This is a genomic window from Pseudomonas cichorii (assembly GCF_003700275.1).
GTDB classification, from domain to species: Bacteria; Pseudomonadota; Gammaproteobacteria; order Pseudomonadales; family Pseudomonadaceae; genus Aquipseudomonas; species Aquipseudomonas cichorii_B.
This window is the reverse complement of the sequence record NZ_RBRE01000079.1, coordinates 43,882-56,538: the sequence shown is the minus strand read 5'-3', so window position 1 is coordinate 56,538 and position 12,657 is coordinate 43,882. Positions and strand designations below refer to the sequence as shown.

The 12,657-nt window shown below is 59.4% G+C and carries 11 protein-coding genes; 4 read left to right on the top strand and 7 right to left on the bottom strand.

The window, feature by feature from the left end:
• From ALQ04_RS20370 to ALQ04_RS20355, 4 genes are all read right to left on the bottom strand, one after another.
• On the bottom strand, positions 1-504 hold the full coding sequence (locus tag ALQ04_RS20370; protein ID WP_122317540.1) for a MarR family winged helix-turn-helix transcriptional regulator: 504 nt from the start codon (positions 502-504) through the stop codon (positions 1-3).
• A gap of 113 nt (positions 505-617) precedes the next feature.
• On the bottom strand, positions 618-941 hold the full coding sequence (locus tag ALQ04_RS20365) for an antibiotic biosynthesis monooxygenase (RefSeq protein ID WP_122317539.1): 324 nt from the start codon (positions 939-941) through the stop codon (positions 618-620).
• Positions 938-1,666 carry a CTP synthase gene (locus ALQ04_RS20360; protein WP_122317538.1) on the bottom strand — a complete coding sequence of 243 codons (729 nt, stop codon included), beginning with the start codon at positions 1,664-1,666 and terminating at the stop codon, positions 938-940. Before ALQ04_RS20360 ends, ALQ04_RS20365 begins: the two co-directional genes overlap by 4 nt.
• Before the next feature lie 179 nt (positions 1,667-1,845).
• Positions 1,846-2,781: a 2-hydroxyacid dehydrogenase gene (locus ALQ04_RS20355; RefSeq protein ID WP_122317537.1), complete on the bottom strand. Its 936-nt coding sequence runs from the start codon at positions 2,779-2,781 to the stop codon at positions 1,846-1,848.
• Positions 2,782-3,044: 263 nt separating this feature from the next.
• Here ALQ04_RS20355 and ALQ04_RS20350 point away from each other — a divergent pair, with 263 nt between their 5' ends.
• Positions 3,045-4,199 carry a glycerophosphodiester phosphodiesterase gene (locus tag ALQ04_RS20350; protein WP_122317536.1) on the top strand — a complete coding sequence of 385 codons (1,155 nt, stop codon included), beginning with the start codon at positions 3,045-3,047 and terminating at the stop codon, positions 4,197-4,199.
• Between the two features lie 124 nt (positions 4,200-4,323).
• Complete coding sequence (gene pssA / locus ALQ04_RS20345) at positions 4,324-5,667, top strand: CDP-diacylglycerol--serine O-phosphatidyltransferase (RefSeq protein ID WP_122317535.1); 1,344 nt, start codon at positions 4,324-4,326, stop codon at positions 5,665-5,667.
• A gap of 30 nt (positions 5,668-5,697) precedes the next feature.
• On the opposite strand, the gene ALQ04_RS20340 is transcribed toward pssA, so the two are convergent.
• From ALQ04_RS20340 to ALQ04_RS20330, 3 genes are read right to left on the bottom strand one after another with little or no spacing between them, the layout of a single operon-like run.
• Entirely contained in the window at positions 5,698-6,684 is a 987-nt protein-coding gene (locus tag ALQ04_RS20340) for an aldo/keto reductase (protein ID WP_122317534.1), read from the bottom strand.
• Complete coding sequence (gene ligD / locus ALQ04_RS20335; RefSeq protein ID WP_122317533.1) at positions 6,681-9,206, bottom strand: DNA ligase D; 2,526 nt, start codon at positions 9,204-9,206, stop codon at positions 6,681-6,683. Before ligD ends, ALQ04_RS20340 begins: the two co-directional genes overlap by 4 nt.
• 21 nt (positions 9,207-9,227) lie before the next feature.
• Positions 9,228-10,112 carry a Ku protein gene (locus tag ALQ04_RS20330; RefSeq protein WP_122317532.1) on the bottom strand — a complete coding sequence of 295 codons (885 nt, stop codon included), beginning with the start codon at positions 10,110-10,112 and terminating at the stop codon, positions 9,228-9,230.
• 255 nt (positions 10,113-10,367) lie between these two features.
• Between ALQ04_RS20330 and ssuD the strand changes: the two genes are divergently transcribed.
• Together ssuD and ALQ04_RS20320 are read left to right on the top strand one after the other, a co-directional pair.
• On the top strand, positions 10,368-11,507 hold the full coding sequence (gene ssuD / locus ALQ04_RS20325) for an FMNH2-dependent alkanesulfonate monooxygenase (protein WP_122317531.1): 1,140 nt from the start codon (positions 10,368-10,370) through the stop codon (positions 11,505-11,507).
• Positions 11,507-12,613: a sigma-54-dependent Fis family transcriptional regulator gene (locus ALQ04_RS20320; protein WP_122317530.1), complete on the top strand. Its 1,107-nt coding sequence runs from the start codon at positions 11,507-11,509 to the stop codon at positions 12,611-12,613. The genes ssuD and ALQ04_RS20320 overlap by 1 nt, the downstream gene beginning before the upstream one ends.
• Positions 12,614-12,657: the final 44 nt, after the last annotated feature.

Here is a 12,657-nt window from a genome sequence, read left to right as displayed (position 1 = left end):
TCAAGGCGTGGTGGCCGGCAAATGCTCTCCATAACCGGCCGCCGACACCTTGCTCAACAACTGCCGCAACTCCTGCGCCTGCTCGGCCCCCAGCGCGCTTTCATAGCAACGCTGGGCCTGCTCCCATAGAACCTGGGAATGAAACAGTTTATCGATCCCGCTCTGGGTCAGACGCACCAGACGACTGCGCCGGTCATCGGGGTCCACCTCGACTGCCACGAAGCCTTCACGCTCCAGCGGTTTGAGATTCTGGGCCAGGGCCGAGCGATCCAGCACCAGTAAATAGGCCAGATCGGTCATGCTCAAGGCCTGGTTACGGGCAATCTGCATCAGAATCGAACGCTGGGTCGAACGCAAACCGCATGGCGCCATGATCGCGTCATAGAGCTGGCAAATACGCCGGCTTGCCCGCCGCAGGCTGGTCGCATGACAAATTACCTGGGCAGGAACCTGCAAACCTTCGGGGATACGCAGCACAGCAGGCTGGACGTTTTTTTCGTTCATAAGGGCTCCGGTGCAGACACACAAAAGCGGCTTTGTGGCTGAAAGAAGTCAATGCTGGCATATCCCCGCAGATTCAGACAGAGCCGGAGGGCCGAAATTGTGTTTGCATGTGTTCAGCCGAACGCATAATCCCGCTCGACCTTGCACACCCTTGTGGTGCACGCCTGATACCAGCGGGCTCGCCCCTGCTCACGCACTTCGGCATGTTCGAGGTGATGTTTCCACGCCAGAATGGCCTGCTCATCGGTCCAGTAAGAAACCGTGATGCCCAGCCCATCTTCACCACGAGCCGACTCCATGCCCAGAAAACCTGGCTGCACTTTGGCCAGCTCGACCATTCTCTGCGCTGCTCGCTCATAATCCTCGGCGCCCTGAGCAGTTCGTAGCGAAGTGAAAATCACCGCGTAATAAGGTTTCGGAAAACAGGCCGCAATCATGGATAAACACCTTCAGAACCTAGCGCGCAGGCCTTGACGAAAGCTGCAACCAGCGCAGGTAGGGTTCCCTGCATGGCTGCCCGTTCCGGCTGGAACAAGGTGGCGACGAAAAACGGATGGTCTTGCAACTCAACACTGCGAATTTCGCCTTCAGGCCCGCGACCACTGATCTTCAGCGTATCGCCAAACATCGCGGCCTCCAGTTCGGGGCGCAGACCATAGCTGCACCGATAGCATTCGGCGATTTCCAGCATGCCGTACGCCTGCGCAATCAATGAGCCGGGCAGCAGATGAATGGAGGCCGTGGTTTCAACCAGCGAACAACTCAAAGGGGTAATGATCGCGTGAGGCGAGTCCGGTGAGGTTTCGCCATGGTCGGCCTGCAGCCAGCTCAACCGGTTGCGCGCATATTCGATCAAGGCATGCTGAAAACCGCCACAGGTGCCCAGAAAGGGGATCTGCTGTTCCCGTGCAAAACGAATAGCGGTCAACGCGCCCTGCATATCCCGATAAGGACTGGCGGGGACGCACCATATACCGTCAAGACCGGCGAGGATTTCCCCGTTGCCTATATCCGCTGTCGGCAACCATTGATGCTGCACCCGAAGACTGACGACATCGGCAGCCATGTCCAGCGCCAGCGGGATCGCCTGATGAGCGATTACGCCTGCATCGTAATCTCCTGCCAGACCTATTCGCAGTGTCTTGTTTTTTCCGTCCAGCATTCCTGTGTCCCTCCGCTCCAGTGTTGGCAGGACTATAGGCGTGCACGGGCACAATCAGAATTGGCATTCAGACAAGCATTCAATGCCAGCCCGCAATGAAACACATGCAGGCTGTATTGCTTGAGGGACAGGATCGGGCGGCCTCTTCGCGAACAAGTTCGTTCCTGCCTGGGCCTTTCTTACAGGCTGTACACCGGCGTCAGGACCGGTTGCCCGGAGAAGAAAGCCAGCAGGTTCTTGTTGACCATCAGGACCATATCCTTCGACGCCTCGGGCGACAGCCCGCCGACATGAGGTGTCAGCACCACGTTATCGAGGCTCTTGAAAACGTCCGGCACTTGCGGTTCATCATCAAACACATCCAGAGCGGCACCAGCGATCCGGCGCTGTTGCAGGGCCTCGACCAACGCCGGAGTGTCGACAACACTGGCCCGGGCGATATTCACGAGATAGCCCTGAGGCCCCAGCGCTTCGAGCACCCGGGCATCGATCAAGTGCTGCGTGCCATTGCCGCCCGGCGTCGAAATGATCAGGAAATCCGAAGCGGCCGCCAGTTCAAGAGCGGTTGCGTACCACAGGTAATCCACATCATTGCGCGACTTGCGGTTGTGATACTGGATAGTCATGTCGAATGCCTCAGCACGCCTGGCAATCGCCAGCCCGACCGCTCCCAGCCCCACGATCCCCAAGCGCTTGCCCGCAAATGACGGGCAGGTGACCTTGCGCCATTCACTGCGCCGCACGGACGCATCGGCCTGGGGAATATCACGCACGAGCGCCAGCAGCAGCGCCATTGTATGGTCGGCCACAGTCGGCGCATTGACCCCGGCGCCATTGGTCACGGTAATACCACGCGCCTCGGCGGCCGGCAGATCCACCTTCTCATAACCGGCGCCGGACACACAGATGATCCGTAAGTGCGACAAGGCGTCCATTTCTTCGGCAAACAAACCCAGCGGGCCGCGGGTCATGACCGCGGTGATTTCCTGGCCATGGGCTGCAATCGCCTGGGCACGCAACGCCGCCGTGGGCGCACGGATCAGACGAAAGCCGCTGCTTTCCAGAATGGGCAGATATTCATTAACGCTCTCGACCAGCACCAGTACCGTCGTCATGCACTCTTCCTTCACGGTCATGAAAAAGACCGACAGTAACGCGACTCGGGGGGCTTGTGCAGAGGTCAATGACAAATGCGCAATTTGAACCACCGCCCCACTTCCTCTGAACGCTGTTAATGCTTCATGCTGTGGCTTCGTCATGACCCTTAGGCTTTGTACGAAAACTCGGCGAGCGAAGGTCAGGCCTGTTTTTAACGCAGCATCACCGAGCACAGCCACTTTTCGTACAAAGCCCAGTGCACACAAGGAACAAGCAAATCATGCAAGGATTTTCCCGACTCCCGTTTCACACACGACCATTGACCCGTTTGCTGGCCACCGCAGTCATGGCGGGTGTGATGTTATCGACAGGTACAGCCTCGGCAGCCGAGGCGCCGGGCAAGGTGCTGAGCGAGAAGAATGGTCTGCCGTGGCCTGCGGTCATCGCGCATCGCGGGGCTTCGTTCGATGCGCCGGAAGAAACCACTCCGGCCTACATCCTGGCACGGGATCTGGGCGCGGATTATCTGGAAATGGACATTCAGCGCACCCGGGACGGAGTCCTGATTGCCCTGCATGACGACACGCTCGATCGCACCACCAACATCGCCCAGGTCTATCCCAAACGCAGCAAGGACCCGGTCAGCACCTTTACCCTGGCCGAGCTCAAGGAGCTGGACGCCGGCACCTGGTTCAACAAGGCTTACCCGGCACGTGCCCGCGACAGCTATGCAGGTCTGCAGATTCTGACCCTGGATGAAGTGATCGATATTGCCGAAGGCGGCGCGAACAAGCCGGGGCTGTATATCGAAACCAAGGTACCCACCCAGTTTCCGGGCATCGAAGCCGATCTGAAGAAGGCCCTGGCCAAGCGCGGCTGGCTCGGCCAGCGTCCGGCCGCCGCCGCGGGCAATGTGAACGTGGCCCATATGCCGGGGCGCGTGGTGTTGCAGACGTTCGACAAGTCCAGCCTGGTGCTGCTGCAGAAGGAAATGCCCAAGGTTCCCAAGGTGCTGTTGCTGTGGATCGGTGAAGGTTCGATAGAGCCCAAGTCCACGGTTCCGTTCAAGGACTCGGGGTTCAAGGACAAGGCCAGCTATTACGCATCGCAGGAAATCAAATCCCAGGAAGAATTCGTGGCCTGGATCGACTGGGCCAAGGCGCATGGCGCCATCGGCACCGGCCCGTCTTCGCAGCTCACCGATGGCGGCGACCAGAGCTATATGGATCTGGTCAAGCCATGGATGAACAACCTGACCCACGACAAAGGCATGGTGGTTCACCCCTATACCGTGGATGAAGCCGTGGACTTCAAGAAAATCAGCACCGATGGCGCCGATGGATTCTTCACCAACCGCACCCCGGAACTCCTCAAGTTCTATGGCCGCCCGGCCAAGGACAGTATCGAGAGCATTCTGAAACGTAACGGCTATTGAGCAAGGCAATGACCGCGCCGCCCGGCGCGGTCAACGTTGGAAACCGATAGAAAAGACTTCAGCACGACCTTGGATTGACAGTGGTGTAAGCTCGTCCGCTGTTGGTTATCCCATCGAGAGGCTTATGCAGTCCAACTTCCGACGCTCGACACTCGCATCGCTTCGCGGTTTTGCCCTGTCCGACGATGCCGTGACCATTGTTCCTTCAGCCGCTGAATATCGACGATGCCTGCTGGAGAAGATCGCTTCTGCCACCCGGCGCATCTACATCATCGCCCTGTATCTGCAACAGGACGAAGCCGGCCAGGAAATCCTCGATGCACTCTATGCCGCCAAGGCAGCGCGCCCCGAGCTGGAAGTCGTGGTGCTGGTCGACTGGTTTCGTGCCCAGCGCGGGCTGATCGGGGCCGGGCGTCAAGCGGGGAATTCGGCCTGGTATCAGGCGCAGAATCTGGAATATGACGAGGAAGTGCCGATCCATGGCGTGCCGGTGCAGACCCGCGAACTGTTCGGCGTGCTGCATCTCAAGGGCAGCGTGATCGACGACTGCGTGATCTATAGTGGCGCCAGCATCAACAACGTCTACCTGCACAAACTCGACAAATACCGTCTGGACCGCTATCACCTGATACACAGCAAGCCGCTGGCCGACAGTTTCGTGGACATGGTCCAGCGCGAAATCCTGCCATCACCGGCGGTGCATCGCCTCGACCTGCAATCGCCTCCCGATTCGCGCAGTCTGCGCGGCGAGATCCGGGCCTTTCGCAGCAACCTGAAGAAGGCGGCCTACGACACCAGCGCAGGCGACAGGGAAAACGGCGAACTGCGTATCGTGCCACTTTTGGGTGTCGGCCCGCGCAACCCGCTCAATCGCGCCATTTGTGACCTGATCGCTTCCAGCAAGACGCAACTGACCATCTGTACGCCCTACTTCAACATGCCGGTGGCGGTGACCCGGGAAATCAATCGTGCCCTCAAGCGCGGCGTGAAAGTCGACATCATCATCGGTGACAAGACCGCCAACGACTTCTTCATTCCTCCCGAGGAGCCGTTCAAGGTCATTTCCGCCCTGCCCTATCTGTACGAGATCAGCCTGCGCCGTTTCGCCCAGAAGCATAAAAAGGCGATTGCCCAGCACCGCTTGAACCTGCATCTGTGGAAACACGACGACAACACTTTTCACCTCAAGGGCGTCTGGGTCGATGAACGCTATACCCTGCTGACCGGCAACAACCTAAACCCGCGGGCCTTCAACCTGGACCTGGAAAACGGCCTGTTGATCGATGATCCCAAGGCGCAATGGCGCCAGCCGCGTGAGGCCGAGCTGGCACAACTGATGCGCAACACCCAACGGGTCAGCCAGTACGACGAACTGGATACCCTCGCCAATTATCCGGAAGGCGTCAGCAAGTTTCTGCGCCGGGTCAGCCGGGTCAGGATCGAGCGTTTGTTGTACCGGATATTGTGAATAGCGATCGCGAGCCTGCCCGCGATCGTTTCACCCGACCAGGTCAATCAACTGCTGGCGCTGGGCATCGGTCAGCATCGGACCAAAACCCGCGCCGGCATTCTCGGCCATGTAACGCGGGTTACCGGTGCCCGGAATCACACAGGTCACCGCCGAATGGGCCAGCAGGAATTTCAGCGCCAATTGCGGCCAGCTGTTCACTTCCACCTGCCCGGCCCAGCCAGGCAAGGGCTTTTCCTTGAGTCGCGAGAGCAAACCACCGCCACCGAACGGACGATTGCAGATCACTGCCACTCCACGCTCACGGCACAGCGGCAGCAGACGCTTCTCGGCGCTGCGGTCGTCCAGCGCATAATTGATCTGCAGGAAATCCAGCGGCTCGGCCTTGAGCACCGCTTCCACTTCGTCATAGGCCGACGAGGTGTAATGGCTGATGCCGATGTAACGAATGCGTCCTTGCTCCTTCCACTCGCGCAGGGTCGGCAGATGGGCTTTCCAGTCCAGCAGATTGTGGATCTGCATCAGGTCGATGCGCTCGGTCTGCAACAGCCTGAAGGACTCTTCCATCTGTGCGATGCCTTCCTTGCGTCCGCGGGTCCAGACCTTGGTTGCCAGAAACGCTGGGGAACGAGGCTCGTGAATCGACAGCAGTTCGCCAGTGGTCTGCTCGGCACGGCCATACATGGGCGAGCTATCGATGACACTGCCGCCTGCCGTGAACAGCGCATCGAGCACCGGGCGCAGTTGCTTGTAGGCCGGGCTTGAGGTCGCCACATCAAAACCGCGATAGGTGCCCAGCCCGATTACGGGCAAGGGTTCGTTGCTTGAAGGAATCGCTCGGGTCAGCATAGTCATGCCTTCATGGGTCAGCCTGGAAGGAAGTGCCGAAGGGGACGACGGCGAGGGAATGGTCGGTGGCTTGTCATTCGCGGCGGCGGTATCGAACGCCAGCGCTGCCGCAGTTCCGGCAGCCAGGGTCAGCAGCCGTCTGCGGGTGAATCGGGTAGATGAGTTCATGGCGTTTTCCTGGTTGGTTCGGCGCCCAACTGCTTCCACATCTTCTGTGTAATGCGCTGCCTGTTTCGATACCCCGCCCAGGGGTCGCTCTTGAGTTGACGCAAGCGCTGTTCAAGGTTGCCGATATGCCATTGCCGGGCGGATTGCAGACCGGCCAGTTCATCGCGGCCAATGGGCACCGACACCGGAAGACCGGGTCTTGCACGCACGGAATAGGCGGTGACCGTGCTGCCACCCCGAGTATTGCGCAGATAGTCGACGAAAATCTTGCCGACACGATTTTTCGGCCCCATCACCGCGGTGAAACGCTCAGGCAATTGATGGCTGACAAACTCGGCAATCGCCCTGGCGAACGCCTTGACGCTGTCCCAGTCGGCATGGCGTGCCAGTGGCACGATAATGTGCATGCCCTTGCCGCCGCTGGTCTTGAGAAAGGCTTCCAGCCCCAGTTCGTCCAGGACCGCGAGGAGCATCTGGGTGGCTTCGATCATGCTGCGCCATGGCAAGGCCGGGTCGGGATCGAGGTCCAGAACCAGATGATCAGGGGTTTCGATCCGGTCATGGGTCGCGCCCCAGGTGTGCAGTTCGATAGCCCCCATCTGGGTCACGCCGATCAGTGCCTGCAAGCTATCGATTGCCATCAGCGCCGCGTGGCCTGGATCCAGCGCCGGGTCGAGCTTTTGAATATGCGGGATCGCCATACGCTCGGCGTGCTTCTGGAAGAACTGTTCGCCTTCGACACCTTCCGGGCAGCGCAACAAAGCCACCGGCCGCTTGGCCAGATACGGCAGAATCCAGTCGGCGATGGATTCATAGAAATGCGCCAGATCAACTTTCTGTGTCGCACTTTCGCGGTCGATAATCCGCTCGGGATGACTGATACCGATACCGGCGACGCTGACCTTGCCCTTGCTGCGCGGACTGGCCTGAGGCTGGCGAGGCGCATCGGCCTGTTGCGGGTACTCACGCACGATATCGCCGACCGGCTTGTCACTGCGCAGACCGACGAAGGCTGCATGCCGCAGGATGCCTTCGCGTGTCCATTGCGCGAACTCCACCTCACAGACCAGTTGTGGTTTGATCCATTGCACACCACGGCTCTGGGCCGTGCCGAGTTTTTTCGCCAGCGGCGAAGTATCGCGCCGCAAAGGCTGCAGACGCTGATGCAGTTGCTTGAGCGTGACGGCGCTGAATCCGGTGCCGACCCGACCAACATAAACCAGCCCCGCCTCGTCGTCATTGACGGCCAGGAGCAAGGCACCAAAACCACTGCGGCTGCCCTGCGGCGCGGTATAGCCGACAATCGCGAACTCCTGGCGCAATCGGCACTTGAGCTTGATCCAGTCGGCATTGCGCTTGCTCGCATACGGACTGCCGACGCGCTTGCCGATCACGCCTTCAAGTCCCATGGCGCTGGCACTCTGGACAATGTCCCGGTGCCCGGAACGAAACGCATCGGAATAACGCAGCAAACGACTGCGCTGCTTGTCGAACACGTGCTTGAGCGCTTCGCGACGTTCTTCGACACTCTTGTCGCGCATGTCCTGGCCATCCAGAAACGGTGCATCGAACAGGTAATAGAGAATGTCCTTGTTGCGTCCGGTCTCGAAGGCATTCTGCAACGCCTGAAAGTCCGGCAGCCCTTGTTCGTCGAGCATCACCACTTCACCGTCCAGCCAACTGTCCTTGAGTTTCAGGGCCTTGATTGCCTTGGCCTGCTGCGGCATGCGCTCGGTCCAGTCATTGCCGGTGCGACTTGACAGACGCACCTCGCCATCATGAATGCGCGCGAGGATCCGATAGCCATCGAACTTGATTTCGTAGAGCCAGTCGCCTGGCGGCGGTGCATCCACCAGCGTCGCCAGTTGCGGGGCAAGCTGTTCGGGAAATGCGGCCTGCTTCCCGGAGCGGGGCTTTTTCGCCGGCTTTGACGCTTTCACAGCCCGCGCCTTGCCGACCACAGCACCACTGATGACGCTTTGCGGCTGTTCGTGGGTGATGTCGTACTCGGCAGCAGGTCTGGCGATGGCATCCTTTTCCTTGATCAGCAACCATTGCTCCTTGTCGCCACTGCCTTTGAGACGTGTGCGCACCAAGGCCCAATCGCCGCTGAGCTTTTCCCCTATGAGGGTGAATTTGAGTTTGCCCTGCCGGTAAGTCTCCTGCGGATCGCCATGGGGCTGCCAGATGCCGCGGTCCCAGACAATCACATCGCCGCCGCCATATTGCCCCTTGGGGATACTGCCCTCGAAACCGGCGTAACCCAGCGGATGGTCTTCCACATGAACCGCCAGGCGTTTTTGCGTCGGATCCAGGCTCGGCCCCTTGGGCACCGCCCAGCTTTTCAGGGTGCCATCGAGCTCCAGGCGAAAATCGTAATGCAGGTTGCGCGCATCGTGTTTCTGGATCACGAAACTCAACGCCCGATCCCCCGTCCTGCCCTTCCTTGCCTGGGCTTCCGGCGGCTCGGAGGTGACATCAAAGTTGCGCTTGCGGGTGTATTCGCTGACAGGCCTGGCCATGTTCGGTTATCTCCGTACGACTCAGGAAGCCTTGCTGTTCTTGCGGGTCGTCGAAGTACTCCGCTTGGCAGGTTTGGGCTTGTCCTTGCTGGCCGGTTTACTGCTCTTGGTACTGCCCTTGCCGGCCAGGCTGCGTCTGAGCAGATCGGTCAGGTCGATGACATCGGCGCTTTGCCGTTCCTCGTCACTGCTATCGAGACCGACCTCTTCGATACTGCCCTCCCGCGCCTTGGTTTCGACCAGTTGCATGATCTTTTCCTGAAAGGTGTCGCGGTATTTCTCCGGCTGCCAGTCGGCACTCATGTCCCTGACCAGTCGCCTGGCCATGTCGCGCTCGCTCTTGCTCAGCGTGACTTCCGTCACCGTCTCATCCAGTTCCAGTACATCCAGCTCACGCACCTCGGCAGGCCAGCGCAGCATCACCAACACCAGGGCCGACTCCAGTGGCATGACAGCAGCCAGATGCTCGCGGGTATGAATCACCACATTAGCCAGGGCCACCTTGCCAGTGTCGTTCAGGGTTTCGCGCAATAGCGCGTAGACCTTGCCGCCCCGTTTGTCCGGGGCCAGGTAATAAGGCGTGTCGATGTTCTGCAAGGGAATCTGCTGGCCATCGACGAAACCGAAAATGTCGATGGTCTGGGTCGCCTTGGGATGCGCGGCGCGGATCTCTTCCTCGCTGAGCACCACATAGCGGTCCTTTTCATACTCCACGCCTTTGACGATGTTCTCGCTGGTCACTTCCTTGCCAGTGGCCTTGTTGATCCGCTTATAGCCAACCGGGTCCATGCTGCGCTTGTCGAGCCAGTCGAAATCCACGCCCTGCGACGAAGTTGCCGATACCAGCGCCACCGGAATATGCACCAGCCCGAAACTGATCGCGCCTTTCCAGATTGCCCTTGCCATTGCCATTCTCCCTTTGCCTGTAAACAAGACCGACCGGGCTGGCGGGGCAAAGTTTCGCCGCGCAGACAGGCGTCAAGCCTGCAGGAGAGCGCGCATATTCAATAAAGATATAAAAATATGGATTTACGTTCTTTTACGGAATAAATCAGAGCCTTTATAAAGTCCCACATCCCGAGCGCTGTTAGTCAACTGTCTGCACGGCAACAGTTGGCTCTGTCAGTTATCAACACTGCCTGATCTTTCCAAGGACTTTTCATGAACGTTTTCTGGTTTCTTCCGACCCACGGTGATGGCCATTTTCTGGGTACGACCAAGGGCGCACGCCCGGTTACGCTCAACTACCTCAAGCAGGTAGCCCAGGCAGCCGATGATCTGGGCTACTACGGCGTATTGATTCCCACCGGTCGTTCCTGCGAAGACTCCTGGGTCATCGCTTCGGCGCTGGTGCCGCTGACCGAGCGCCTGAAGTATCTGGTGGCGATTCGTCCAGGGATCATTTCACCGACGGTTTCGGCGCGCATGGCGGCGACGCTGGATCGCCTGTCGGGCGGTCGCCTGCTGATCAACGTGGTGACCGGTGGCGACCCGGATGAGAACCGGGGCGATGGCAGCTTTCTGGATCACAGCGAACGCTATGAAGTCAGTGATGAATTCCTGCAGATCTGGCGCCGTGTCCTGCAAGGCGAAGCCGTGGATTTCGAGGGCAAGCATCTGCGCGTACAGAACGCCAAGGCGCTGTATCCACCGATCCAGAAACCTTACCCGCCGCTGTACTTCGGCGGTTCTTCCGACGCCGCCCATGACCTGGCCGCCGAGCAGGTGGATGTCTACCTGACCTGGGGCGAGCCACCGGCAGCCGTGGCCCAGAAACTGGCCGATGTCCGCGAGCGTGCAGCACGCAAGGGCCGCACCGTGAAGTTCGGCATTCGTTTGCATGTGATCGTCCGCGAAACCAGTGAAGAAGCCTGGAAAGCAGCCAGCACCCTGATCGAACACATCAGCGACGAAACCATCGCCGCAGCACAGAAGTCGTTCTCCCGTTTCGATTCCGAAGGCCAGCGACGCATGGCAGCCCTGCATGACGGGCGCCGTGACAACCTGGAAATCGCTCCCAACCTGTGGGCCGGTGTCGGCCTGGTGCGTGGCGGTGCCGGTACGGCACTGGTCGGCAATCCACAGGAAGTCGCGGAGCGCATCAAGGAATACGCGGACCTGGGCATCGAGAGCTTTATCTTCTCCGGCTATCCGCATCTGGAAGAAGCCTATCGCTTCGCCGAACTGGTCTTCCCGTTGTTGCCCGAGCCTTACGCCAGCCTGGCTGGACGCGGCATCACCAACCTCACCGGCCCGTTTGGCGAAATGATCGCCAATGACCTGCCGCCGCAGGCCAAATGATGTCTGTGCAACTGTTGACCTTGCCGCCTTCGCCGGCCCTGGCGACTTCGATCCGGGCTACCGCCCAGGTGTTCGAGGACCCGAAATCCAGAGACTTGCTGGCCCATGTGCAGCAGGTCGCGCCCAGCGATGCCAGCGTGCTGATCATCGGCGAAACCGGCACCGGCAAGGAATTGGTTGCACGGCATATTCACGGGCTCAGTGATCGTCACGACAAACCGTTCGTGGCGGTCAACTGCGGCGCATTCTCCGAATCACTGATCGAGGCCGAACTGTTCGGCCACGAGAAAGGCGCCTTTACCGGAGCCTTGAACACACGCCCGGGCTGGTTTGAAGAGGCCAATGGCGGCACGCTGTTTCTGGATGAAATCGGCGATCTGTCCATGCCGCTTCAAGTCAAACTGCTGCGCGTTCTGCAGGAGCGAGAAGTGGTCCGCCTGGGTTCACGCAAGAGCATTCCCATCAATGTGCGCGTGCTGGCAGCCACCAATGTGCAATTGGAGAAAGCCATCAATGCCGGGCATTTTCGCGAGGACCTGTATTACCGGTTGAATGTGGTCAACCTGGAGCTGAGCCCGCTGCGCGAACGCTCGGGCGATGTTCTGCCGCTGGCCCGCCACTTCATCGACGTCTACAGCCAACGCCTGAATTGCAGCCCGGTGCGCATCAGCCCCGAAGCCGAATTGAAACTCAAGAGCTACAGTTGGCCGGGTAATATTCGCGAGCTGGAAAACGTCATCCACCACACATTGCTGGTGTGCCGTAACGGCATTATCCAGCATCAGGATTTGCGCCTGTCGAACCTGAGGATCGAGCGTCAGGAAGACACCTCCAGAAACGATCAATCGGCCGAAGAACTGCTCAAGCGAGCCTTTCAAAAGCTGTTTGAAGAACAGGCTGGTGCACTGCATGAGAAAGTCGAGGACGCACTGCTCAGAGCGGCCTATCGCTTCTGTCATCACAATCAGGTGCATACCGCCAATCTGCTGGGCCTGACCCGCAATGTCACCCGGGCACACCTGATCCGGATCGGCGAACTGGCGGTCAACAAGCGCCGCCCCGGAGAAAACCTGCAAGGCGGCCAGATGCTGCATCTGTCGGTCTGAGCGGTTCTGTACGAAAAGCCGCTTTACTTGCAAAGCCTGCGTAC

What these genes read in the sequence shown, in the direction of transcription:
- ssuD (WP_122317531.1), top strand. Translation starts at nt 10,368, where the DNA reads ATGAACGTTTTCTGGTTTCTTCCGACCCACGGTGATGGCCATTTTCTG.
- ALQ04_RS20355 (WP_122317537.1), bottom strand. Translation starts at nt 2,781, where the DNA reads ATGACGACGGTACTGGTGCTGGTCGAGAGCGTTAATGAATATCTGCCC.
- ALQ04_RS20330 (WP_122317532.1), bottom strand. Translation starts at nt 10,112, where the DNA reads ATGGCAAGGGCAATCTGGAAAGGCGCGATCAGTTTCGGGCTGGTGCAT.
- ALQ04_RS20370 (WP_122317540.1), bottom strand. Translation starts at nt 504, where the DNA reads ATGAACGAAAAAAACGTCCAGCCTGCTGTGCTGCGTATCCCCGAAGGT.
- ALQ04_RS20340 (WP_122317534.1), bottom strand. Translation starts at nt 6,684, where the DNA reads ATGAACTCATCTACCCGATTCACCCGCAGACGGCTGCTGACCCTGGCT.
- ALQ04_RS20360 (WP_122317538.1), bottom strand. Translation starts at nt 1,666, where the DNA reads ATGCTGGACGGAAAAAACAAGACACTGCGAATAGGTCTGGCAGGAGAT.
- ALQ04_RS20320 (WP_122317530.1), top strand. Translation starts at nt 11,507, where the DNA reads ATGTCTGTGCAACTGTTGACCTTGCCGCCTTCGCCGGCCCTGGCGACT.
- ALQ04_RS20350 (WP_122317536.1), top strand. Translation starts at nt 3,045, where the DNA reads ATGCAAGGATTTTCCCGACTCCCGTTTCACACACGACCATTGACCCGT.
- ligD (WP_122317533.1), bottom strand. Translation starts at nt 9,206, where the DNA reads ATGGCCAGGCCTGTCAGCGAATACACCCGCAAGCGCAACTTTGATGTC.
- pssA (WP_122317535.1), top strand. Translation starts at nt 4,324, where the DNA reads ATGCAGTCCAACTTCCGACGCTCGACACTCGCATCGCTTCGCGGTTTT.
- ALQ04_RS20365 (WP_122317539.1), bottom strand. Translation starts at nt 941, where the DNA reads ATGATTGCGGCCTGTTTTCCGAAACCTTATTACGCGGTGATTTTCACT.